24 protein-coding genes are annotated in these 24,138 nt (G+C 49.0%); 2 read left to right on the forward strand and 22 right to left on the reverse strand.

The genetic code is table 11. From position 1 onward, the window contains the following. Window positions 1-45: 45 nt before the first annotated feature. The 6 genes from ACFVS2_RS13345 to ACFVS2_RS13370 form a co-directional block, all read right to left on the reverse strand. Complete coding sequence (locus ACFVS2_RS13345; RefSeq protein ID WP_390234600.1) at window positions 46-1,338, reverse strand: ABC transporter substrate-binding protein; 1,293 nt, start codon at window positions 1,336-1,338, stop codon at window positions 46-48. Window positions 1,339-1,429: 91 nt separating this feature from the next. Further along, a complete protein-coding gene (locus tag ACFVS2_RS13350) occupies window positions 1,430-2,188 on the reverse strand; it encodes a response regulator transcription factor (RefSeq protein WP_173620519.1) in 759 nt (252 codons plus the stop codon). After that, window positions 2,160-4,016 carry a cache domain-containing sensor histidine kinase gene (locus ACFVS2_RS13355; RefSeq protein ID WP_390234602.1) on the reverse strand — a complete coding sequence of 619 codons (1,857 nt, stop codon included), beginning with the start codon at window positions 4,014-4,016 and terminating at the stop codon, window positions 2,160-2,162. The genes ACFVS2_RS13350 and ACFVS2_RS13355 overlap by 29 nt, the downstream gene beginning before the upstream one ends. 83 nt (window positions 4,017-4,099) lie before the next feature. Further along, window positions 4,100-4,522, reverse strand: a complete 423-nt coding sequence (locus ACFVS2_RS13360) for a GNAT family N-acetyltransferase (protein ID WP_390234604.1) — start codon at window positions 4,520-4,522, stop codon at window positions 4,100-4,102. An 89-nt stretch (window positions 4,523-4,611) separates the two neighbouring features. Beyond that, window positions 4,612-5,124: a GNAT family N-acetyltransferase gene (locus tag ACFVS2_RS13365; RefSeq protein WP_173620522.1), complete on the reverse strand. Its 513-nt coding sequence runs from the start codon at window positions 5,122-5,124 to the stop codon at window positions 4,612-4,614. A 93-nt stretch (window positions 5,125-5,217) separates the two neighbouring features. Next, a complete protein-coding gene (locus ACFVS2_RS13370; protein WP_390234606.1) occupies window positions 5,218-5,610 on the reverse strand; it encodes a hypothetical protein in 393 nt (130 codons plus the stop codon). A gap of 186 nt (window positions 5,611-5,796) precedes the next feature. Here ACFVS2_RS13370 and ACFVS2_RS13375 point away from each other — a divergent pair, with 186 nt between their 5' ends. After that, entirely contained in the window at window positions 5,797-6,765 is a 969-nt protein-coding gene (locus ACFVS2_RS13375; protein ID WP_007729630.1) for an MraY family glycosyltransferase, read from the forward strand. Window positions 6,766-6,829: 64 nt separating this feature from the next. Here the strand turns inward: ACFVS2_RS13375 and ACFVS2_RS13380 are convergent, their stop codons facing one another. The 15 genes from ACFVS2_RS13380 to ACFVS2_RS13450 all read right to left on the reverse strand — a co-directional run bounded on the left by ACFVS2_RS13380 (window position 6,830) and on the right by ACFVS2_RS13450 (window position 22,727). Then, the gene (locus ACFVS2_RS13380; RefSeq protein ID WP_390234608.1) at window positions 6,830-7,693 is read right to left on the reverse strand and encodes a GNAT family N-acetyltransferase; all 864 of its coding nucleotides are present in this window, start codon (window positions 7,691-7,693) and stop codon (window positions 6,830-6,832) included. 25 nt (window positions 7,694-7,718) lie between these two features. After that, a complete protein-coding gene (locus ACFVS2_RS13385) occupies window positions 7,719-8,438 on the reverse strand; it encodes a 3'-5' exonuclease (RefSeq protein WP_173620525.1) in 720 nt (239 codons plus the stop codon). Window positions 8,439-8,538: 100 nt separating this feature from the next. Next, window positions 8,539-9,714, reverse strand: a complete 1,176-nt coding sequence (locus ACFVS2_RS13390; RefSeq protein ID WP_390234610.1) for a sensor histidine kinase — start codon at window positions 9,712-9,714, stop codon at window positions 8,539-8,541. Window positions 9,715-9,857: 143 nt separating this feature from the next. Beyond that, complete coding sequence (locus tag ACFVS2_RS13395) at window positions 9,858-11,282, reverse strand: serine hydrolase (RefSeq protein ID WP_390234612.1); 1,425 nt, start codon at window positions 11,280-11,282, stop codon at window positions 9,858-9,860. Window positions 11,283-11,287: 5 nt separating this feature from the next. Next, the gene (locus tag ACFVS2_RS13400) at window positions 11,288-12,178 is read right to left on the reverse strand and encodes a serine hydrolase (RefSeq protein WP_390234614.1); all 891 of its coding nucleotides are present in this window, start codon (window positions 12,176-12,178) and stop codon (window positions 11,288-11,290) included. 71 nt (window positions 12,179-12,249) lie between these two features. Beyond that, entirely contained in the window at window positions 12,250-13,893 is a 1,644-nt protein-coding gene (locus ACFVS2_RS13405) for a peptide ABC transporter substrate-binding protein (RefSeq protein WP_390234616.1), read from the reverse strand. Window positions 13,894-14,116: 223 nt separating this feature from the next. Beyond that, window positions 14,117-14,398 (reverse strand): DUF2325 domain-containing protein, encoded by a 282-nt coding sequence (locus tag ACFVS2_RS13410; RefSeq protein WP_007729617.1) that lies wholly within the window; start codon window positions 14,396-14,398, stop codon window positions 14,117-14,119. Between the two features lie 36 nt (window positions 14,399-14,434). Next, window positions 14,435-14,629, reverse strand: coding sequence for a YezD family protein (locus ACFVS2_RS13415; RefSeq protein WP_390234619.1), 195 nt, complete (start codon window positions 14,627-14,629; stop codon window positions 14,435-14,437). Between the two features lie 332 nt (window positions 14,630-14,961). After that, window positions 14,962-15,927, reverse strand: a complete 966-nt coding sequence (locus tag ACFVS2_RS13420) for an ABC transporter ATP-binding protein (protein WP_304502541.1) — start codon at window positions 15,925-15,927, stop codon at window positions 14,962-14,964. After that, window positions 15,917-16,903 (reverse strand): ABC transporter ATP-binding protein, encoded by a 987-nt coding sequence (locus ACFVS2_RS13425; RefSeq protein ID WP_390234621.1) that lies wholly within the window; start codon window positions 16,901-16,903, stop codon window positions 15,917-15,919. Before ACFVS2_RS13425 ends, ACFVS2_RS13420 begins: the two co-directional genes overlap by 11 nt. A gap of 311 nt (window positions 16,904-17,214) precedes the next feature. Next, window positions 17,215-18,141 (reverse strand): oligopeptide ABC transporter permease, encoded by a 927-nt coding sequence (gene opp4C / locus ACFVS2_RS13430; RefSeq protein ID WP_390234623.1) that lies wholly within the window; start codon window positions 18,139-18,141, stop codon window positions 17,215-17,217. 11 nt (window positions 18,142-18,152) lie between these two features. Further along, entirely contained in the window at window positions 18,153-19,109 is a 957-nt protein-coding gene (locus ACFVS2_RS13435) for an ABC transporter permease (RefSeq protein WP_007729598.1), read from the reverse strand. Window positions 19,110-19,196: 87 nt separating this feature from the next. Beyond that, window positions 19,197-20,945 (reverse strand): ABC transporter substrate-binding protein, encoded by a 1,749-nt coding sequence (locus ACFVS2_RS13440; RefSeq protein ID WP_390234626.1) that lies wholly within the window; start codon window positions 20,943-20,945, stop codon window positions 19,197-19,199. A 166-nt stretch (window positions 20,946-21,111) separates the two neighbouring features. After that, a complete protein-coding gene (locus ACFVS2_RS13445) occupies window positions 21,112-22,056 on the reverse strand; it encodes a phosphotransferase family protein (protein ID WP_390234629.1) in 945 nt (314 codons plus the stop codon). Between the two features lie 14 nt (window positions 22,057-22,070). Next, the gene (locus ACFVS2_RS13450) at window positions 22,071-22,727 is read right to left on the reverse strand and encodes a TetR/AcrR family transcriptional regulator (RefSeq protein ID WP_390234632.1); all 657 of its coding nucleotides are present in this window, start codon (window positions 22,725-22,727) and stop codon (window positions 22,071-22,073) included. Between the two features lie 117 nt (window positions 22,728-22,844). On the opposite strand from ACFVS2_RS13450, the gene ACFVS2_RS13455 reads away from it, so the two are divergent. After that, window positions 22,845-23,216 carry a hypothetical protein gene (locus ACFVS2_RS13455; RefSeq protein WP_390234634.1) on the forward strand — a complete coding sequence of 124 codons (372 nt, stop codon included), beginning with the start codon at window positions 22,845-22,847 and terminating at the stop codon, window positions 23,214-23,216. 504 nt (window positions 23,217-23,720) lie between these two features. On the opposite strand, the gene ACFVS2_RS13460 is transcribed toward ACFVS2_RS13455, so the two are convergent. Beyond that, a complete protein-coding gene (locus tag ACFVS2_RS13460) occupies window positions 23,721-24,107 on the reverse strand; it encodes a VOC family protein (RefSeq protein ID WP_390234636.1) in 387 nt (128 codons plus the stop codon). Between the last annotated feature and the right edge of the window lie 31 nt (window positions 24,108-24,138).

The following is a 24,138-nucleotide window of genomic DNA, read 5'->3' on the forward strand; positions in this document are numbered from 1 at the left end:
CCTCTCAAGTCACAACGGCCTGTATCCCAGACCGTTGTGGCGAGCTTACTTTTTCAAGATCGGATTGACTTTCTCTTCCAGCGACTTCACGATATCCGCAGGCTGTGCCGTTTGACCGAATAATTGATCAAAACCAGCCAGTATCGACGTGTCGATTTTTTGCCAATCCACATGGCCTGGCTGCAGGTGTGCCTTAGGCATTTCATCGATAACCGCCTGCTTGATGTGTGCAGGGTCAGGGTTGCCTGGAACATTCAAAAACGGATCGGAATTCAGCACAGACAAGCGCGGCGGTACAAAGTAAGTCGAGGTCTCCTGGACACCCTGCTCACTCGCGAGGAACTTGAGGAATAGCTTGGTCTCCTCCAAATGCTTCGTTCCTTTGAAAATCGAATACCCTGCCTGACCGAGCATCGGTGCCGAGCCTTTTGAACCCGCTGGCATTGGAGCAATGTCCCACTTGAAGTCCTTGATCGTCCGTGCCTTCGAAACGTAGCTGTACACGTCAAAGAACATGCCAATTTTGCCTGATTCAAAGCTGACCTGCTCACCCGCCTTCGGATGCGACCCATCTGTAAACATCATCCGTTGGAGCATGCTGAGTGTCTCCACCCCGTATTGGTCATTCCACGTAAACTGATTCATTTCTTTGTTGAACGGACCGCTGCCATTTGACCACGAATAGGAAGACAGGATGATCCACGTTTTCCAATCGCGGAAGAAGTTGGCCCCGTAGATTTTGCTCACCCCGGTTCCGCTCGAGATCGCCTGAGCCGACTTTTCGAATTCCTCCCACGTCCATTTTCCTTCTTTCGCTAGGTCGTTCGGCGATTTCAAGCCTGCCTTCTCAAACAATTCTTTGTTGTAAAACATCACGGTAGGTGGGGTAGAAAACGGCAGTCCGTACAGTTTGTCGTCTTTTCGGAACAGCTCAAGCGTCGACGGAATAAAGTCGTCCAGCTTAAAAGCAGCATCGTTCTTTACATCCGAGACATCTTCCAATATCCCATTCTCCATAAACTGCGGCACCATTCGCTCAGACACCCAACCGATGTCAGGCAGCTCCTGACCAGCAGCGAGCACCGTCACCTTTTGCTGGTAATCGGGGAATGGCACAGATTCCAGCTTCACCTTGATGGTCGGGTTTTGTTGCGTGAATTTTTCAGAGAGCTTCGTATACAGGTCTAGGTGGGCTTGGTTGCCCCATGTCAAAAACGTAAGCTCGACTGCTTCTTTCTTGCCCGCTGCGGAGTCACCGGGAGTCGTCGCGGTGTTGCTGCACCCAAATGTAAACGCTGTCAAAGCAGTAGACAATGCCAACAGGATTGCCTTTTTCATGGCGTACCTCCTTATCTGATTTCCCTGTCACCAGTATAAAATTGATCGAATAGTGAGATAAATCACGCGAGATTTAGATTTGGTATGAGATTTAAAGATCTTCACTGCCTACGAGATCTCGGTAGCTCCCGGGTGTCATCCCGACTTCCTTTTTAAATACCAGCATGAAATGCTTCGCGCTCTGATACCCTACTAAGCGGGCGATATCATACACCTTTAGGCTCGTCTCGTGTAAAAGCCGCTTGGCGCGGTTCATCCTCACCTGGGTGATGTAGTCGGAGACATTTTCCCCCGTCTCGGTCTTGAACAATTGACTCAAATAAATCGGATTCAAATGAACAGACTCCGCCAGCGTCTGGAGTCTCAAATCGCCGTCCAAATGATCATGAATGAATGCTTTTACCTTGCGAATGATTTGTCTTTCTTCTCTATGGCTGCCGTCGACGCTGTTTTCTTCTTCCCTGACTTTCTTTTTGCGATCCAGCGCTTGCCTGATTTTTGCGAGCGTGCTCACCAGCTCTAATCGATCAATGGGCTTCAAAAGATAGTCGGAGACTTTGTACTTCAACGCTTTCTGTGCATAGTGAAAATCACCATAGCCACTAATAATCACGATGGGCAGCTCCTCGTACATCTCCCGAATTTTCCCGATGAGCGCCAAGCCGTCGACTTCCCGCATGCGGATATCTGTCACAATCAAATCAGGTATTTCCGTGCGCATATACTGCAGGGCATCCTTTCCATTTTCCGCTTCTGCCATGACGGCAAAACCAGATGCTCCTTTTTCAATTAACGTTTTCAAGCCTTCCCGAATCATTCGTTCATCTTCCACAAGCAATACTTTGTACATCGCATATTTCTCCCTTCTGAAAATCGAGCGGAATCTTCATCGTAATTTCCGTGCCTTGATCCGGTCTGCTCACAATCGTCAGCCCGTACTCTTCCCCGAACAATAAAGTCAGCCGCTGGGAAATGTTTCGCAATGCTGTCCCATTGTGTGCGTTTCCTGTCATCTCATGCTGCTGCATAGGCGTACGCAGACTTGCGAGCAGACGACTCAATGATTGCTCAGACATTCCCTTGCCATTGTCCCTCACGCTGATTTGCATTACACCCTCCTGACAAAGCGCCGTGAGCCATATCGTCCCCCCCTGTTCCTGATGCTCGATCCCGTGTGCAATTGCATTTTCAAGCAATGGCTGTAGCAGCAGCTTCGGAATACGCTGATCCGACAGGCTCTCTTCCACGTCCATATACACCTGAAGGCGCTCGCCCAGACGAATCTTTTGGATACGGACGTAGGATTCTAACGATACAAGCTCTTGCGTCAGCGTAACGTGCCCATCCTCTCGAACGACCGTATAACGCATGAGTTTTCCGAGCGAAGAAACCATGTCAGACACATCGTAATTGCCCGAGCGGATCGCCATCATATTGATCGATTCGAGTGTATTGTAAATAAAATGCGGATTGATCTGGCTCTGCAAGGCCGCCAGCTCCGCCTCCCGCTCACGCAAGCTGCTGAGATACACCTCATTGACAAGGCGGTTGATTTCCTCGACCATCTGATTAAATTGCTCGCTCAGCTTCCCGATCTCGTCTTGGGAATCGACAGGAACTCGTTCATGGAAGTTACCTCGCTTTACTTGCAGCATTTTTTCTTTCAATTGAACGAGCGGCTTGCTGAGTGAATAGGAAAAATAAATCGCGAGCCCGCCAGCGACGAGTAAAAACATCGCCGCAATCAGCATCGTAAAACTGCGCAAGCTATTGGATTCTGCGAGCAGGATATCGAGCGGAATCAGACTGATCACCACAAGCCCCGTCTCTCTCGATTGATGATCCACGAAGAGATATCGCTGACCCTGAATCATCATCTGATTCGCATTTCCACGATTGATCCCGTTAGTTTCTTGCAGCAAAGTACGATAGCCCGGTGAGCCTTCGCTCTCCCTCTTTTCATAAAACAGCTCGTTTCCCTCATTTACGATGATCAAGCTCCCATCCTGGGTAAAAGGCATATCGGACAAGATCTGGTCAAACATGTCCATTTTCATATCGATTTTAATGATTCCGAGCGGTACTTTCGTATATGGCTCTCGCAATAATCGAGCTACTGACACATAGCGCTCACCAGAGGCATCCAAATAATAGCCGGGCCGATGCTGTGGAATAATGACGGCTGCCCCCTGTTCCTTGATCACGCGCGAATACCATCCCTCTTCTGCCAAATCTCCCTTGCTCTTCATGACGGAAGGGTCCAGATTGGAAAAAATCATGCCATTCCCCGCGATGATTTGAATGCCTTTTACTTCCGGTCGGCTATAGGAAAGACTGGATATATACAGCGTCATCTTCTCCCTTTTTTCCATGGAGAGAAAAGAAGTAGCCGACGTATTAGTCTGAATTCCTTTTAAAATGGACAGGACTTCTGGATCGTAGAGCGGCATGAGTGATAAGCGCTTCATCTCCCGAATATTGCGCTCCAGGTTGCGATTGATCTGACCCACAATCTGCCCCGTGTATTCAGCCGTCCTCAATTCCGTTGAAGCAGAAAACTTGTTATACGTGATGATTCCCTGCAAACTTAGCGGGATTGCAATCAAACAGAGAAAAAGCGTGAGAATCTTCACCCGCAGTGTTCCTTGCAAAAAAAACGTCGAGACTTTCCTTTTCATGATGGCCCCCTTCCCACTTGTTTGAATAATCAGTATTTTGTTCATCAAAAATCCGTCAGGTCAACATCCTGACGGTCTGTTCCTCAGTCTATTTCGATGCCCATGTGGAGACAATCGTAAAATGTATCCTCTATCAAAAATCCTCTCGTCACCGTACCGAATTCCTTGAAGCCTAGCTTTCTGTACAAGCGAATAGCAGAATCGTTGTCTGAACGGACTTTCAGATTGATTTTTCGTATCACCTTTGATTGCTTGGCCCATTCCAGCAGTGATTCCAGTAGAAGTCTCCCAATCCCTGATCCCCAAAACTCTTTCAAAACGCTAATCCCAAATTCACCTACATGCCGCGTTCTCGATCGGATACCCCCTCGAAAAGTCAGGTTCCCCACAATTCTCCCGTCCACTTCTGCAATTAAAAACAGTTGATTATGAGTTTCTAGACATCTTTTGATGTTTTCTTTTTGCTCATCTAGGGTGACTGTCAATTCTTGGGGTCCAAATGACAAATTATAAGAACCTCCCAGCATGGAAACTTTTCATACTATTTAAACAGAAAAACGGACGCCTGTTAACCGTCCGCTTGTAGCTTGTTCGACTATTCCAATGTTTTAAAGTAAAGGACGGTATCATGCAAGCTGCCATCAGCCGCTCGGGCAAACCCCGGAATGCGCCCTGCTTCTTGATAGCCCATCGACTGATACAACTGATTGGACGGATCGCCCGCTCGTGTATCCAAAACGAGGAGACTGCGGTTTTCAGCAAGGGCCCTTGCCTCCGCCAACAGCATCAGTCCACGCCCAATGCCTTGACGCTGCGCTCTAGGATGAACCATCAGCTTGGCGATTTCTGCCCGATGCAATCCATTTGGACGACTCACCAGATGCAACTGGATGGCTCCGACGATGACATCTTCCTGTACAGCTACCCAAATTTTCACATGTTCATTGGGCACCGAAGTCCAATAGACGCGTGCTTCTTCTAGCTGCATAGGTGGTAAAAAACCAAGGGAAGCCCCATCCTCCACGACATCGACCAGCAACTGGGACAGCTGACGCAGTTCTTCCTCTGAAAACTCGATTCCTTCCCGATAACAAAGCGCTGACTTCATAAGAGCCCCTCCGTATTTGAAGAAGATTTTTTCTCCCTTCTTACACTATAACGGAGAAACCAAAACTATGTAAGATAATCTGACATCACTTGTTTAAGGTCGATATCCGTACATACTGAAAACAAACAGCAAGCATAGATAAATAATCGCTGCGGGTACAATGGTAAGAGCAATGAAAAACCGTCTCTTCACACTGTTAGCTTTTCGAAACAGCCAAAAGTAGATGAACAGCAGGATGAGAAAAAATGGGACAAAATAAAAGCCCAGCATGAATCCCACCCAATCCGAGTTGGTTTCCCAGAACTGCTCTGGAACGGGCACCCGATGATATTCACTATATATCTGTTCTTTACGAGAGATAAATAGGTAGGATAGCACGAGGTAGTAACCGAATATAACGAATTTCAGCCAAGGCTTGATCTGTCTCGCCGCGAGTGTTATGGAAAAGATGATCCCTACGATAAACCATAATGACAAGTATTCCATCTGGATCCCTCCTACGAAGGATTATAGGGATCAGTTCTGTTGGAGATAAGTACCAACTTTTTTTGGTACCTCACCCTAGCGTGATTGCAAGAGTCGACAAAATTTGGAATCCTTCCTATAATAGACTTGTCAAACAACACGGTATGCGAGTATCTTTGCATATAGAAAGCCCACTACCTGTAGGAGATGGTCACGATAACGTACGCTCTTTCGTTTTTACTGTCGTTTTGTATCGTTATGGTGCTGATTCCGCCTCTGGCTAAATTGGCATTTCGCCTTGATTTTGTGGACAAGCCACGTAAAGACGTGGAAAGAAAAATTCACCGGGAGCCTATCCCATTGACAGCTAGCTACGCTATTTTTGTCGGCTTTGCTGCATCGTTTTTGCTCTTCTCGAAAGAATCGACCGGGCAAACGATCGCTGTTCTGTCAGGCTCACTACTGCTGCTTATTATTGGTACCATTGATGACTGGTACAAGACGCAAGGCAAGGATTTTTCCGCCCTGCCCAAGCTGATCGTCCAAGTATCAGCCGCCGTGATTGTCTACTTGTCGGGTATTACTTTTTCCGGCTTTTACAATCCATTGAGTGGCGAATACATATTGCTCCCGGAATGGTTGCAGTTCATCCTGACCATCCTGTGGATTTTCGGAGTAACGACGGTCATCAATTTTTCGGATGGCATGGATGGCTTGGCTGGAGGGCTTTCTGCGATCTCCGCAGGCACGCTCTTCGTAGTCGCTTTGGTAAAAGGACAAAGCACTTCTGCGATTATGGCGATCAGTCTGGTCGGTGTTGCCTTGGCTTATCTGCGGTACAACAAGCCGCCGGCCAAAATTTTCATGGGAGATGCAGGCGCGACCTTCCTCGGCTTTATCTTGGCGGTTATCGCGTTGGATGGTGCCTTTAAGCAAGCAACTGTTCTCTCCTTGTTCATTCCGATTTTAGCTCTCGGTGTGCCGATTTTCGATAATCTGTTTGTCGTGACTAAACGCTTCCTGCAAGGAAAGCCGATCTACCAAGCAGATGCCAGCCAGGTTCATTATCGCCTGCTGCGTTCTGGACTCAATCCAAAGCAGGTCGTCACCTTCCTGTGCTTGATCAGTGTTTGCTTTAGTCTGACGTCCATTATCCTGCTCCTGCTCGGAGTATAGGCTATCGGTCACAATGAAAAATGCCGCTCGGGTCTAATCCCTGCGGCATTTTTTTATAAGCGGATTACGCAAAGTCTCTCTTCGCTGTCGTGGTCGTCTGAAACGTCTGGAAGCCTGTCCGTTCGTACAATGCAATCGCAGGTTCGTTGTGAGTACCTGTGACGAGATAGGGCTTCAAGCCCTTTTCCAGCGTCCGGTTCACAAAAAAGTGGACAAGCTCTTTGCCATAGCCTTTGCCTTGATGCATGGGATCTACGAACACATCGTAAACCTCGCCATGTCCTGTGATGATCAAGGACCCTACGAATACTCCCTCATGCTCGAACAAATAAATGTCCTCTCTCATCTCACCCAGCAGCCAGTTTTTCCATGCGTTCATCGTTTTCTCAGGATAATCCGCCAAACGGTATGGCAGAAGATCGATGCCTTTGCGCACCTCATAGTAAGCGTCACTCTGCGATTGGATGTACATATCCATATCGGACTCGGTGAATTTTCGTACGTCGAGTGTCGGCGCAGGCCCGATCTCTCCTGTGTATTTCATCAGATGATGTCCCCAGATAGAAGCGAAACCTCTCTTGGCAAAAAAATCAGCACCTTGCCCGTGGTCTACCCGATAGGTAGCCATGACTGCCCTCGGCTTCTCCTCGTGCTGTTGCAGTTCCAGCCAAAGCTTATCGAACAGCCGGGAACCGACTCCTCGCTTTCGCTGGTCTGGTTTTGTATAGACGTATATTTCTGCTGTCCCGTCTTCGCCGGAGGAGTTCAAATCATATGTGCCACAGCCGATGATTTGATCATCTTCCTCCCAGATGTAAACCGTAGCTTTTTCCACGATATCAACAATCTCTTCGGTCCTCCAAAGCATGCCTTCGCCGATCATCGTCACGATTGTCTCTTTGTCAGTTGATTGTGCTTGTCTTATCATCTACGCACTCCTCCGTTCTCTCCCGTTAGCTCTGTTGGACGGTTGCTGCTTCTGCGGCTTTTTCCAACTTCTTGCGATGTTGCAAGCAAGCCTCGCATCTTCTGCTTTTTCGCCCGAATGCCGTGTAGTATTTGCTTTTTTTGCAGGATCGGCACGTAATGTACAACGAGCTCGACAAATTGTAGTTCTCTTCTGGCGTGTTTTCTTTCAACTGTACCGTCTTGTTGTATTTGATGAGCAAATGAGCTGTGTGGATGGCATCGACCAAGGCGGAGTGCAGCCTGCCCTCCTGGATGATTCCTGCCGTGTCGATCGCTTCTTTCAGACTCATCTGTTTGCGATCAGCCAAAAGCATGCTAATTGGCGGCTGGATGTCGTTGTAATTGCGCATCCAGTTGAAGTCCAAGCCAAACCGCGCACAATGCTCGATCATCAGACGCTTGTCGTCTTGCCCCCATGTGCACAGGTAGTATTCAGAATCGTTGCCGATCCACTTCATAAATTCTGCGAATGCCCGGCGAAACGGGATAAAGGTTGGCATGTTCTCTTTATCGAGACCGATGAATTTGCGCGTTCTCTCTGTAATTCTGCGCTCAATGGCTGGAAAGGTGTATCGCTGGAATGTGTCGACCTCCACGCCATTTTTTCCGGGTACGACTTTTGCCGCTCCGATCTCAATAATTTCCGGGATCTTGTCTCTCTGATAAGTCAGTGTCGTTTCAAGGTCAAAAACAATGATCTGCAAGCGTAATCACATCCTGTATGTATTGTCTCTATTATGGCTTGGATTGGGCATAGAAAGCAAAACAAAGACAAAAGCGGCTGCCTGATTGGCAACCACTTTGTTAAAATTCTTTTGCAGGAGGGACTGCGAATAGGATTTCTACTTTCGTCCCTACTCCTACTGTCGATTGGATATTGATCTTACCGCCCATTTCTTCGAGGAGCTTTTTGCATACCGACAGTCCAATCCCGGTCCCTTTTTCCTTCGTTATATAAAAAGGTTCGAATAAGTGCTTTTGGCGTTGCTCGGAAATCCCGCATCCATTATCCTCAATCGTCACACTTACAAATGATTGCATCGAAGAGGTTTCCGTATAAATGGTGACATATCCATTATGGGCTACCGCATCCATTGCATTCTTAATCAGATTCAGGCAAATTTGCTCCACATAGGAAGGAATCGCCCACACCTGAACATGCGACTCTGCATAACCAAAGGACAACCGCACCTCTTTCTCCATCACGTAATGCTTCGCAAGCTCGTGCACACGCTCCATCAAGGGACGAAGCTCGACGATCTCATTTTGACTGTTCCCCGTTTCATTTTTGCGGGCAAGAATCAAAAAGCTCGTCACCAGATTATTCAAGGACTGCATCTCGTGCTGGCAAATTTGAATGTACTGTTCAAACATCTCCCACCCTCGGCTGCGACCGTCGTGTTCTATCGTTTTTCGCATAAGCTGCAAAAACCCATTCACCGCTGTCAGGGGGTTGCGTATTTCATGTGCCATTCCCGCTGCCATCTGCTCAATGATCCCGATTTTTTGCCGATGCAAATGGCTGATCATTTGATCCTTGCAGGCCAAATATCCGCGCATCGCATGGTAGTAACGAATGTTTAATATCTCATGCAGGCGAGACAGTAGCGCATCTCTTATCTCGGCATCCGTACAGGAATGTCTCACACGCTCAAAGATAAGCTGGCGCAGATTGTATAACGTTTGCAGCAGTACTTCCTTTGAAATGTCTCCTTTTGCCCATGTCTCCCCCCAAATGTAGGACTCCACAGACAGTGCGTACAAATACTCGGCGTACTCTTTCTCTTCGGAAAACAATTGCTGCATGACATCCGTCAACATACCGGAAATTCCCATTCGCTGCTGCTGTTCATATTTTCGATAGTAATGGGAAATCGGTCCGCCAAACGAAAGCATGTCCGTCATATGCCCTTCCACGACATCTTCCATCGACAAGAGCAACGACGATAGCCATCTGTCTTTCGCCGCTATCCAATCCATCCTATTCGTCTCCCATTGTTCCTAGATTGCCCCTGCCTTTTTTTCCCATTCGAGAAGAACAATTCGCTAGCAACGGGTGGGTTCCCTTTTGGGGAAGAAAAAAAGGATAAGAACCCTCAGGATTCCTACCCTTGTTTCCCCTTTTAACTTGGCGATTTTGTGGTTTCTCTCGTCAACTGACGCAATCCGTAGCTCATCCTCACTATTTGCCCGTCTTCATCCCGGAAAAACTCAATCCAAGGGATGGAATCTCTTTTTTGGAAAACGAAGCTGTCCTTTTGTACCGGGATCAGTGGATACGAGTGACCATCCACCTCTAGGAATAGCTTGCCTTCGCTTTTGGCTATCGATGCGCTTACCCATTCCTGCGAAGAGTAGCGACCCTCGTACAGTGGCAGCTGCTCATCTGTGACCTCGTATGGATCATAGACATAGACCGGAGCTCCAGCCGGTCTTGCAAAATAACTGTTCAAAAAGCCGAGGACCAACTCTCGGACGCTCACGCCATCGAGATTGACCAGAATCACGCCCGTAATCCCTTGATCCGGAACCGAAAAAATGTGCGAGCTGATTCCCTTCAGCGATCCGCCATGCTCTACCAGTAAGCTATCTGGAAAGGCAGGCGAGACCATCAGACCATAGCCGTAGGAGCGGTGCCCGTCCACACGAGCAAAGGGAGTGAGCATCTCCCGGACACTATCGGCAGACAGAATCGATGTCGGGTTTCTCGTTGCCCCCAAACGAAAGACTTCCAAATAAGCGAGTAAATCATTCACAGTCGATTTGAGGAAACCGGCTGCTCGCATCGCTGGGGCATCGTGCCAGATGGGTGCTGCAATGATTTGGTTTTCGTCCTCGATTTTTTTGTTGGTATACAAAATCGTGACGTCATCCTTGTCAGCCAATTCATCCACGGAGAAAACGGTTCTGTCCATGTCCAGTGGCTGCAAAATATGTGTCGCAACGTAGTTTTCATACGTCTGGTTGCTGACCCGTTCAATGATCGCCCCCAAAAGCCCGTACGCATCGTTGTTGTAGCTAAAGGCACCCCCTGGCTCTGAGAGCGGCTTCCCTTCGAATCCAGCAATGGCTTCCATGACTTCTTCGTAAGTATCCAGATAAGGCACTGTTTTCAGTTCTTCCTCCGCCTTGGTGCCAATGACAGCGGGATCATTCTCCATACTCCGCCTCATTGCACCGTCTAAGTAAGGCATGGGCGCTATTCCAGGCGTATGTGTCATGAAGTGATGTATCGTCATGCGCGCAGTCAGCTCGTGGTCGCCCGCCCGAAATTCAGGCAAATATTTCACGACCGGATCGTGGACAGACAGCTTGCCTGCCTCCTGCAGCTGCATGATCGCAACGCAGGTAAATGATTTGGTGATGGATGCGATGCCAAAAACGGTGTGGAGGGAAAGTGGCAGTTGCTGCTCTCTGTCGCGAAAACCAAACGTCCCCTCGTACAAAAGCTCACCATCACGTGCAACAGCAATAGCGGCGCCCGGAGCCTTTGCCTCGTCCAGCAGCTGCTGTGCATACGCCTGGAACTGTTCCTTCCATGCCGTCATTTTCATCAACTCCCCATTGCTTGCTCATAAATCGCTTTTGCTACACGGGCGATGGTAAGCTCTGCGGCTTCTTTGTCAGTCACACCGCGTGATAGTGCCGTGATCGCAATCATTCCTTTTCCTTCGGGCAAATAAATGATGCCAGCATCATTGACGACTGCATTGACGGTCCCTGTCTTATGCGCGACCTTTGTTCCTTCTGGCAACAAGTACGGCAGACGGCTGTTGTAATGCTGACGTCGCATGATGTCCAGCATCAGCTCGCAGGAGGCTTCCGTGAGAATTTCTTTTCGCACAATCATGATAAGCAGGCGGTTTAGCTCGGCTGGTGTCGCTACGTTATTATCACGGGTAGGTATCGATACATCGTGGATCAATTCGTAATTGCCTGACTCTTCCCGTCGCATGAACTCATCGAACCCTGCTTCCGAAGGTGCAGGCTCATTCATACCTACACAGTGGTTGAGGAGCTCCCAGCAATTATGCCGCAAATGAATCTGCGAAAGCCCCAGCTCATGCATGTGCTCATTCACCTTGTCGATGCCGCCGATCAGCTCGATGATTTTGTCTGTCGCATAGTTATCGCTGACAATCGTCATCAGTGTCGCTAAGTCTTTGACTGTTAAGGCCGCTCCGGCATCCAGCTCTTGCAAAATGCCTGACCCCGGCACGCGATCCTCCCATTTCAGTGTCACACGCTGGTCGAGGCGGATTCGTCCTGCTTCCACTTCGCGCATCAAGGTGACCATGATCGGAATTTTGAATGCACTCGCCAGTTGAAACAACTCTTCATCCAGATGCCCTGCTGTCTCTCCTGTTTCCAGATGCACAGCTGCGATTCCAAAAATACCGGGTGCTTCCTTCAGCACGTTTTCTACTGCTTGCTGCCAAGTCATTAAAATTCCTCCCTCATCGCTCGCGAAACGGCCCACACATGGATTTTTGTGTCGGCCTTTTCTTTTCAGCGCTATTGTTCTTTGTATCCCCACTTGAAGTCGATGTAGCCCAATGGATCGACCGTGATGCCTTTTACCTTTTCATTTTGTACCCACGAATTGACGCTGGAGTACACACCTGTGACCGGCATTTCTTCCATCAAGATGCTCTCCGCTTCGACTAGATACTGATTGCGTTTGGCCTCATCTGGCTCGGCGTACGCCTTTTTCACCAGTTCTACGTACTTCTCGCTAAACCAGAAAGTAGAGTTATTGGAGCTGTACTTCTCCATCATCAACTCCAGGAAGTTGACGGAGTCGTTGTAATCTCCCGTCCAGCCTGTTCGGGAAATCATGTACTTCCCTTGCTCCTGATCGTCAAACATGACCTTCAATTCTTTGTTGATCAGCTTGACGTCCACACCGAGAGATTGTTTCCATTGAGCCTGCAATGCTTCGGCAATCTTCTTGTTGAGGTCGGAGGTATTGTAAAGATAGGTGATTTCGGGCAGTTTAGTGATGCCCGTCTCCTTCATTCCTTCTGCCAATAACTGTTTCGCCGTCGCCACATCGTTATCCTTGAAATATCCTTCTGGCTTCAGGGAAGCGGAAATGGGGACGAAGCCCATCAAGGGAGTCTGTCCGGCCTGACCAATATTTTCTGCGATGTCACTGCGGTTGATCGCGTAGGCAAACGCTTTGCGGATTTTGCTATTCGTAAATGGCGGCTTCTCTGTCTGGAACAAGAGATAGTAGTTGGTGGCACGTTGCATGGTTTGCAGCTTGCCTTCATCGCGCAACGGTCCAATGGCGTCCGCAGGTAGTCCGCTAATCGGGCCGCCAGCCCAATCCAGCTCGCCGCTATTGAACAGCTCCAGCTCGGTATTGGTATCTTCAATCATGGAAAACTCGATTTCGTTAAACTTCACGACATCTTTGTCCCAATAGTGCTCGTTTTTGGCCAGCTCAATCTTGTTTTTATGCTCCCAATTCACCAGCTTGAACGGCCCATTCGTCACGATGGACTCGACCTTTTTCGCCCAATCGGGATTGGCTTCTACTACCTTTTGGTTGACCGGATAGTAGAAGGTCGCAAGTGTCAGGAAGTAAGGGGTAGGGTTTTCCAAGGTGACTTGCAGTGTCTTGTCATTGACGACTTTGATGCCGACATCCTCCGCTTTCGCCTTTCCTTCGAAAAAGGCGCGGGCATTTTTGATCGGATAGTACTTGTAGGCGGAGCCGCTGGCTGTCTTTGGATTGAGCACGCGCATCCAGCCGAAGGCGAAGTCTTGAGCCGTAACCGGGTCGCCATTGCTCCACTTGCTGTCGCGCAATGTAAAGGTATACACCTTTTTGTCCTCCGATACTTGAATGTCGGATGCAACGGAATTGGCTGGCTTGCCATCCTTGTCCAATCGAACGAGTCCGTCGTACAACGAACGGATGAAGGCACCAGAAATCACATCGTTGGACATGCCTGAATCAAGTGTTTCAGGCTCGGCGGCATTCATGTGCAACGTCTGCTCTGCCGCAGTCTGCACAGTTGCCTGCTGTGCTGGCGCTGGTTGCTGCTGGTTGTCTGGTGCGGTTTGAGTCGGCGTATTGCCGCTGCTACAGCCTGCAAATAGTCCCGTAAGCAAAACGAAGAGACTTGTCACGACAACTGGTCTTTTCATGCTGTACCCCCCTGTTTGAGTTGGATAACCGATTATTGAATAAATATTCTGCAAATTTTATGCCATTCGTGTTTTCGGTTGTTCTTTTGTTGGTTTTATTCAGTGCTGAATACTTTTACCCGAATCGGTCCGACAAGTTTCTACCAGTAGTCTCTGTCACGCAAAAAAGAAGTATTCATCCTTGAATACTTCTATTCATCCGCGCATATTTGGACTGTCCTCTCTAGCTTATCGCTGGTTCATACATGGCTACAGCATCACATGACCGTCGGCAAAATACGATCGGGACGTGCTTTTGCTTCGCGAGCTTCTTTATATTTTTGCTCAAGCTGTGACTCACAAAGTTAATAAAGACAAGAACAAGCTCCGTATCAGAAGGAATCGTCGCCTTCACATCGGATTTTTTGCGACCAGATACGTGATAGACATTCTGGAACCCTTTGTTCTGCAACAAGCTCTCGATTTCTGCTACTCGATCTCCTCCTACCACAAGAACGCCTGCCATAGTCCTTCCTCCTCTCTTTTTTCCACGCCTTTTCTTCTATTTTCCGGTGCGCGCTTGCGAAATCTTTGTCTCAGCCTTTTCCGCAGGGAGTCTGTATTTTTCCGTTCGCTCAATCTGAACGACCTGTGAATCGTGAACCACAATATGTATGGAGCCGTATTCCAGACCATCCAGTGCGCGCGCGATTTTCTCTAATAAGAGATCGTCTAGGAAAATCTCATTTTTTGCCATGGGAAGCCCCCTCCTGTTTCGTAAAATCAATTCATATTAATCATACCAACTTACTTTGTTTTTTGATCTGATAATACCTCTTGATCCCTTAACCGTCAATGTCAAACAGTTTGGGAATCAAGAGGCTTTTCTCACCTCATTTTCCTTCGATTGACGAAAGCCCCCTGCGCAACTAGACAGCTCGATTGTCTTTGTCCTCGCGGGAGCTTTCGGTCGACCGATCAGTTAATTATTTAAAAACCGATACGTTTACTATGATATGAAAATATTACCATATCATTCTGCTATCGGTCAATGCCCGGTGCAGTTCTTCATTCCCCCATTGATTCCCGTTACACCAAGTGACAGGCGACAAATCTGTCGGTGCTAACTTCGCGAAAAGCAGGCACTTCCTGTCGGCAAATGTCCTTCACAAACGGGCAGCGCGTGTGGAATTTGCACCCTGCCGGAGGATTCGCCGGACTTGGCATGTCTCCCTGCAAGACGATACGCTCCCGCTTTTTCTTCGGGATCGGAAGCGGTACAGAGGAGAGCAATGCTTTGGTGTACGGATGAAGCGGCTCCAAAAATAACTCATCCCGAGGTGCCAGCTCCAGCAATGACCCCAAATACATAACGCCGATCCTCGTGCACAGATGCTCCACGACGCTCAAATCATGCGAAATAAATAAGTACGTCAGCTTCCTTTGCTCCTGCAACTCTGCAAACAAATTGATGATTTGGGCTTGGATCGACACATCCAGAGCAGATACTGGCTCATCCGCGACGATAAAATCAGGGTTCATCATAATCGCCCGTGCGATACCGATCCGTTGACGCTGACCGCCCGAGAACTCATGCGGGTACCGATCGACATGATACGGTGCCAATCCACATAATGCCATGACCTCTAAGACTCTTTCCCTGACCTCTGCTTGTGGGAGCAGCCCGTGATCAAGCAGCGCTTCCCCCAGTGCTTCTCCGATTCGGACCCGCGGATTCAGCGAGCTGTACGGGTCTTGAAAAATATATTGCATCCGCGGGCGCAAAGCTCGGAGCTCTTGGCGATTCAAGGCGTGCACATCGATACCCTGGAAGCGGACTTCTCCCTCTGTCTTTTCCAAAAGGCGCAGGATGGTGCGACCTGTCGTGCTTTTTCCGCTTCCGGATTCACCAACCAGCCCGAACGTCTCCCCTTTTTGGATGGAAAAGCTGACGTCATCCACCGCTTTTACATGGCCGATCCTCCTGCCTAAAAGCCCTCCGGTAATCGGGTAGTATTTTTTCAATCGGCGCACTTCCAGCAAGTTATTGTCCACGGGCGATCTCCTCCTCATACAACCAGCACGCGACCTTTCTGCCTTCTCCCCCATCGCGCAGAGGCGGCTGCTTCACCCGGCAAATGTCCAAGCACTGATCGCAGCGGTCAAGAAAATAGCACGATTCACCGAGTGTCGCCGGATTCGGTACTTGACCAGGGATGGAATACAGCTTGGCTCTGCGTTGATTCAACACAGGCTTGGAGCGAAGCAGGCCTTGTGTATACGGATGCTTCGGCTCCTCGAACAGCTCGACAACAGGAGACACCTCTACCACTTTCCCTGCGTACATCACAACTACGTGATCGGCCATTTCCGCTACGACACCCAGATCATGCGTGATAAAAAGAATCGCAGTTTGGGCTTCCTCCTTGATTTTGCGCAGCAGATCGAGAATTTGCGCCTGAATGGTCACATCCAAAGCAGTCGTCGGCTCATCGGCGATCAGCAGGCGGGGATTGCAGGATATTGCGATGGCAATCATAATGCGTTGCAGCATACCCCCGCTCAATTCATGGGGGTACGATTTGGCGATTTCTTTTGCCCGCGGGATTCCGACTAGCTCGATCAACTCAACGGCTCGCGCTCGGGCTACTTTTTTGCTTAGACCTTGATGCTCCACGATCGGCTCCATGATCTGCTCACCGATGGTCAATACGGGATTGAGTGACGACATCGGCTCCTGAAAAATCATTGCCAGCTCATTGCCGCGGAGCTTTCGCATTTCTTCTTTGCTGACTTTTCGCAGATCACGGCCTGCAAACCATATCTCACCCGAAACGATATTGCCTACCGCCTCTGGGATTAGTCCCATCAATGACATGGCTGCCGCGCTTTTGCCGCAGCCCGACTCGCCTACGATGCATACTGTCTCTCCCTCATAGACGCGCAGATCGAGGGCATCGACTGCTTTGACCACGCCTTGTTCGGACTTGAAGTAGGTACTTAAATTTTGGATTTCGACTAAAGCATTCATGCTTGGCTCACCTGCCTTTTCGTGTATTTGAAGGAGCTGTAGCGGAGAGGGAGAAGTGATTTCCAGTCTACGCTTCGGCCTACGCCCCGCAAGGGGTATCACTGTCCGCTTCGGAATAAATGGCGGGAGCGCTTCAAACGTTGAAGTTTCGGGGAAGTAGTCCATAAGTGAAGCTGAAATTCCCCGCCATTTTTTCCGAAGCTAGGATGGGCTCCAGAGGCGCTTGGACTGGAAATCACTTCTCCCTGCGCTGCTTCAGCTATCCTTTTGAAAGTAAGTTCAATAAGGTGAAAACAATTCAAAAGAACCCCTCAACGCTTCTGCTTCGGGTCCAAAGCATCCCGCAATCCATCCCCCAGCAGATTGATCGAGATAACAGTAGCAAAAATAGCAATCCCAGGAGGAACCCACAGCCACGGTCTTTTCTGAAAATCGATCAGTGTGTTTGCCGCATCCATCATGTTGCCCCATGTGGGTGTTGGTGGGACGACTCCGAGGCCGAAATACGATAATACAGATTCACTTAGGATCGCACCACCGACGTTCAAGGTGGCAACTACAATCAAGAGCGGTGTCAGATTGGGCAGCAAATGAAAGAATAGCTTGCGTCTGTCGCGCAGACCGAGTACTTCTGCTGCTTGCATGAATTCACTTTCACGCAGGGTGAGCATCTGGCTGCGGACCATTCGCGCCAAGCCGGGCCAGCCGATCAGGCTCAGCATGACCATGACGATGTAAATGCGGTAGTCGGTCGGGATTTTCCACTCGGAGAGGACTGCGCCCATAATAAACAAGAGCGGCAGACCAGGAATGGTCATGAGTACGTCTGCTACCCGCATGATCACTTGATCGACCCACCCACGGTAAAAGCCAGCCAGTGCCCCGAGAAGGGCGCCAATGGAAACGGAGAGCACCATGGAAGCAATGCCGACTGTCAGCGAGATTCGGCCAGCCTGCATCAACCGCGTCAAAATGTCTCTGCCCAAGCTGTCCGTCCCGAGCCAATGGGAGAAGCTTGGCGGCTTGTTGATCATGGCCGTATTAATCTTCCCGGATGCATACGGAGAAAAAAACGGACCGATGAAACATAGCACTGCCATGACGAGTAAAAACACAAGTCCAACCATCGCCAGACGCTTCTTTTTCAATCGCAAAAACGCCTCGTGCCACAAGGAAGAACGCAACGCTACCTGCTCTGGTCTCGTCACCTCCGCTACTTCACTTACCGTTGATGCCATCGTTTTCCCTCCTATTTCAACCGAACCCGCGGGTCAGCCACTCTGTACAGCAAATCAGCAGATAAGTTTCCAATGACGGTGAGAATCGCCAGAAACATCGTAAAGCCCATCAAGAGCGGATAGTCCCGTACAGAAAACGCCTGCATGTACAACTGTCCGACACCGGGCCAGTTAAAGATTTTTTCCGTGATAATCGCCCCACCGAACAATGCTGGCAGCTCAAAGCCTAGCAGTGTAATGGCGGGCAGGAGCGCATTCCGCAGCGCGTGCTTGTGCAGGACGACTTTTTCCTTCAGTCCTTTTGCCCGGGCTGTGCGCACGAAGTCTTGTTGAATAACCTCCAGCATGTTCGTGCGGAAATAGCGAGTCAGCGTCCCCACGCTCAGCAAAGTCAGCACCATCACAGGCAAAAACATGTGCTGAACCACGTCCCACGCATAGGCGAGCCCTGTTTCCTTGCTGCCGATCGTCATCATGCCCCCTGCGGGAAACAGCTTGGCATCAACGGCAAACAACTTGATAAACAGTAGTCCAACGAAAAAGACAGGTAGCGACATCGCAGCAAAAACACCGATCGTCACGAGCGCATCGAACCAGGAATGTTGCCTTGCAGCAGACAGAACTCCGATTGAGATTGCGATCAGCCACGTAAAAAAGGTAGAGGTAATCGCCAGCAAAAACGAATTCCAGATGTAATCGTTCAACAGCGACATCACCGGCTGCTGGTACTGCAGGGAATAACCAAAATCGCCTTGGAGGGCGTTTTTCATCCAGATGAAATACCGTTCGACGACAGGCTTATCCAGCCCGTACATCGCTTTTAGCTCCAGCTTTCGTTCGGCTGTCAGCTTGGGACTCGTATCGACGAAATCACCGGGCGTTAGGGCATACAGGAAAAAAATCAAAATGGATGCGCCGAAGAGCGTCAATGCCATGTAAAAGACCCTTTTCAGGAAGTAGGACGTCATCGTTGGCCTCCTTTCATGCTTGGGGAAAAAAAGAAAGCCCAGCCCCAGGGCCGGGCACAACATTCGTGAGTCAGTTACTCGAACTTGTTACTCCATTTTGATACTAGGCAGGCTGGTCGAAATGCCCGTGAACGGATTCGGTTCCAAGCCCTTGATCTTGCCGTTGTGCGCAGACAAAATTTTGCGGTAGCCGAGGAAGATGTATGGTGGGTCATCGCTCAGCTCTTTGTACAGGTCTTTGTAGATCGTTTTGCGCTTCTCAATGTCCAACGTAGATAGACCTGCTTCCAACAATTCGTCTACTTTGGCATTGGAGTAGCCATTCGTTCCGGTAAATCCGCTCTTGCCCTTTTTCGTCGAGAAGGCATCTACACCGTCATCTGGATCGATCAGCATTGTCGTCGAGAACGAAGCGAGGTCGTGATCTCCTTTTTCCGTCCGTGCCAAAACGGCGTTGTAGTCCATCATTTCCGCTTCAAACTGGATGCCCAACTCTTTGTAGTTTTCTTTGGCAATCGGGATCAGAACCTCTCCCAGCTTTCCTTTTGTCGTGTAGTAATGCACGACTAGCTTCTGCCCGTCTTTTTCACGGATACCGTCCGCGCCCGGCTTCCAGCCCGCTTCCTCCAGGAGCTGCTTCGCCTTTTCCGGATTGTATGCGTACGGATTGACATCCTCCGTATAGGCCCACGAAACAGGACTGATCGGTATATTGGCGACTTGCGCGTATCCTTGGTAGGTCAAGTCCAAAATCTTTTGGCGATCCAGTCCGTAGATGAAGGCTTGGCGGACGCGCTTGTCTTTGAAAAATGGCTTGGAATGATTGAACTTGATGTACGAATAGGCACTGGATGTGTACAGATTGATATTCACGTATCCCAGCTCTTGCAGCTGCTCAATGTTATCCGAGTTGACGGTAAAGGAGTTGTAATCCATTTCCCCTGTCTGGATGAACTGCAAAGCGTCGCCCTCGGTCGTCTTGTAGATAAAGTGTTCGACTTGCGGCTTGCCCGCATAATAGTGTTCGTTTGCGAGATAGCGGACTTCTTGTCCAGGAATGTACGCCTCGAATTTGTAAGGTCCAGCTCCCAATGGCTTGCCATGCAAGGTGCGGAGATACTCCAGATTGCCTGGTTTGTACTCCTTGCCGTAGTACGCCTTGGAGAGCACCTGCCCACCTAACAGGACGAGAGATTTGGCGTTCACTTTCTCCGTCGTGATCTGGATCGTCTGTGGATCAATCACCTTGATTCCTTCGATCGTGTTCGCTTTGCCTTCCTTATATTCACGACCACCCTTGATACTTGCTATGAAAATGTCCGTTTCACCGTCGTACGTTTTGTCGTGCAGAATCGTCAGTGTAAAGGCTACATCCTCTGCCGTCAGCAGTGAACCATCACTGAATTTCAGATTCGGTCTCAGGTGGAACGTATACGTGAGCTGGTCAGAAGATACGTCCCATTTTTCCGTGAGCTTGGGTACTGGCTTTCCTGTCGCATCGACATCCACCAGTGATTCGAAGATCGCTGAGGAGACGTTGCCATCGTAGCCGTTGTGGTAAAAAAACGGGTTAAACACGCCGCCTGGCTCCGTCAATCCCGCAATGAATGTATCGGTTCTTTTGGCTGCTGCTTCCGGCAGCTTGGATAAATCCGTAGCCAAATTGATGCCGTCTTTTATGTCTTGCACCTTGCTGGCAGCGGGTGCTGATGCTTCTGTCGACGGAGTTGCCGTTTGTGTCGAGGTAGCCGGCGCACTGCCTTCGGAGCTGCAACCTGTGACCAGTAGCGTCCCTAGCAACAAAGTTGAAATGATTTGCGAAAGCCTTTTTTTCATGGTGATCCTCCTTCATATCCACTCACATCAGTAAAACCAGCTCCTCCGGTGGTCCGGTCGGATCAAAAGATAATAACTTATAATTCTTACCTGTTTACTATGAATTAGATTATAGGTATCGTCACCGGATCGGTCAACAGTTTTTTCCAAACAAAAAAAGCCCCGATTATTCGAGGCTCTCATCAGTGGCATGTCTTTTATACGGAATGCCTAGTTTTTCACACGCCTGCATCACGAATAGAGAATGTCGCTCACGCATGGTTTTCTCAATACTTTTTTCCAATCCCCAATCAGATAGGTTCGAAGCTGGTCGCAGTGCGGCACACAAATCCCAGTACGGAAGCTGGGTGTAATCGAGTGTCTTGCTGGCAGATTGGTAGTAAAGGGTAAAGTCATTCATGGCCTCCACTCCAAATGCCCACAACATCTCCAGTCTGGCATTGCCGAGATCAGATAAGGGGGCGCCGATCGCAGCGTCCTCCCAATCGATGACAGCAGCCAGCTTCTCTTCCTTCCACATCGTATTTCCCGGCCAGAAATCGCCATGCAAAAGCGATGCTGCATTCGCTTGGGACAGCGGCCAAACGGACTCCAGCACTTCGCGAATGAGTCCCTCATCCAATGATTTGTCCAGGATCGTAGGTCTTTTGTGGAGCTTTTCCGTTATCGCTTCTTCTTGTTTCGGCAAATAAGTACCCGCCAGTCTAGAAGTGTCTACCGAATGGATGCGAGTCAGCACCTCAGCTGCTTGTTGCAAAAAGCTGGACAAGTCGGCTGGTGCAGTGACTGTCTGTCCTTCTATGAATTCGATGACAAGACACGGTGTGGGAAACATATCGCTGGATGCTTCGAGGTGATAAGGCGTTGGAGTCGGCAAGCCAGCGGACTTCAGTATTTGCAAAAGTTTGAATTCATCTGATGCGATCTGCGGATTTCGCTTGAGGTCAGCCTGACCGTGCTCGCGGACGACTACTTTTTTCTTTGTGCCGTCAGGGGTCTCTATTTCTAGCGCGGTGACCTGTGCAGAGATCCCTCCTTTTAGCTCCCATGCACGAAGGAGCTTGGCTGACGGGTTCATGTTATGTATCAGGCGCGTCCATTTCTCATCCATTATTTTTTCCACCTTTATGCTTCACTGTCTGATTGTTTGTACAGCCCTATCTTCATCATATCCATGTACGATTCTAATTCCGCAAAAAAGGATTGGACATGTGCGAAGCCTTTATCGCTGGCTTCGTAGTTTGCGCGGACGTACTTTTGCGTCAATGCCTCTACAGCCGACAGCAAAAAATGCAGCGCCTTCTGTGGATCGAACTGCACTTTGATCAATGACGTATCGACTTGATCCAGAAATAAGGGAAGATATCGGGCATTGAACTGTGTTTCTCTGTCTTCGATCTCAGCACGACATTCCTCGGGATAATCGAAAAAGGTCGCAACTGCCATTTGATAAATAGCTGGTTCCTCGGCAAAGAGGGACATTTTCGCTTGGTTGACATGAAGAAATCGTGCAAAAAAGTCTTGCGGCGCCGCTTCCATTCGCGCCTGTATATAGGCAAAAAAATGCTCGATACAAGCATCGACAATCGCCAGAAACAGTCCCTTTTTATTCCCGAAAAAGTGGAACAGCATCCCCTTTGATACGCCTGCGTTCTGAACGATTTGATTGGTGGAGCCTCGTTCATAGCCTTTCGCGGAAAATTCAACAAGGGCCGCATCCAACAGCTTTCGCTTGTTCGGCTCCAGCGTTTCGTCTTGCCAGATTCCTTTTATGTCCGTCACCTTCTCTCCGTTCTTCTTTGCCCTATCATAACGAATATTGACCAGGTGGTCAAAGTGGAGTTATACTTTCCTCGAAGACTTCATCATCCATATTCCACTACAAGGAAGTGATGCCTGATGACACGGACTTTGCCCGTATTAGCCCGTATCATCCTTGGATTGATTTTGCTTGGAGCAGGTGTGAATGGCTACATTGTCTTATTTGGATTCGAGCCTATCTTTCCAACTAGCCCTGCTGCCATGGAGCTTCTAAAAGGGTATTTGCTAGTTCTGGTCAAAACCGTCGAAATCATCTGTGGATTGCTATTCCTGACTAACCGCTTCGTCCCACTGGCTCTAACCGCCACCGCTCCTCTTGCTGTCAACATCTTGACGTTCCACCTGTTTGTCGATCCCAATATGCTCGCCATGGGACTGATTGTTGCAATTTTGGAAGTGTATTTACTGTGGAGCTATCGGCGGAGTTTTCGTCAGTTGATGACGATGTAGACAAAAAGACTATATTCCATCGGTTGTGGTCGGGAGAAGCCCTGCCACATGTTTTCCAGTCGCCTGTATCCTCTCTACGTTCGGGCGGTCTCCTTCCAAACATGTGACAGGACTTTCGAACAGCTGTGAATTCTTTCGTGTTTTTAAGACGTTTTGCAAGTCAACACAGTGAAAGCTAAATGCCTGATACGAAACACCTTAGAATCCCTATCAACGAATGAACGAAAAGCTACGTAGGAAGAAGCGAAATTCCAGTCCAAGCGCCTCTGGAGCCCGCCCTAGCGTAGGAAAAAATGGCGGGGAATTTCAGCTTTTATTACATACAAAAACGCCTGCGCGTTTTCTGGTTTGAAGCGCTCCCGCCATTTATTCAGAAGCGGACAGTGATACCCCTTGCAGGGCGTAGGCCGAAGCGTAGACTGGAAATTCGCTTCTTCCCCCCACTACAGCTACTTCATAAAAACGAAAAAGCCGGTACCAAGAGGGGTACCGGCTTTTCAACTATCATCTTTTCGGTAAATTAATCTGCCACGATATTCCGTAACGATCTTGAACCCATCCGAATTTTTCACTGAACGGATATTGTCCAAGCGGCATAAGGACTTGTCCATCCGAAGAAAGCTGTCCAAAAACCCGGTCAACCTCTTCCTCTGTATCGCAGTCAACAAACAACGAAATCGCCGGAGTAAAGGCATGATAGTCACCGTTTGTATTGTCGATACACATGAAGGTCTGGTCTTTTAATGTAAAAGTAGCGTGCAGGACTTGTCCATTCTCGTGATGCATGACCTGCTTGATTTCTGAGCGATCAAAAATAGAAGTGTAAAGCTTCATCGCTTCTTCCGCTTGTCCATGGAACATGAAAAACGTAGTGATGGCTTGCACTGACAATCACTCCTTTTCGTGATGATATACGTCTCCA

Origin of the sequence: Brevibacillus sp. NPDC058079, assembly GCF_042885155.1 — a bacterium.
GTDB lineage: Bacteria > Bacillota > Bacilli > Brevibacillales > Brevibacillaceae > Brevibacillus.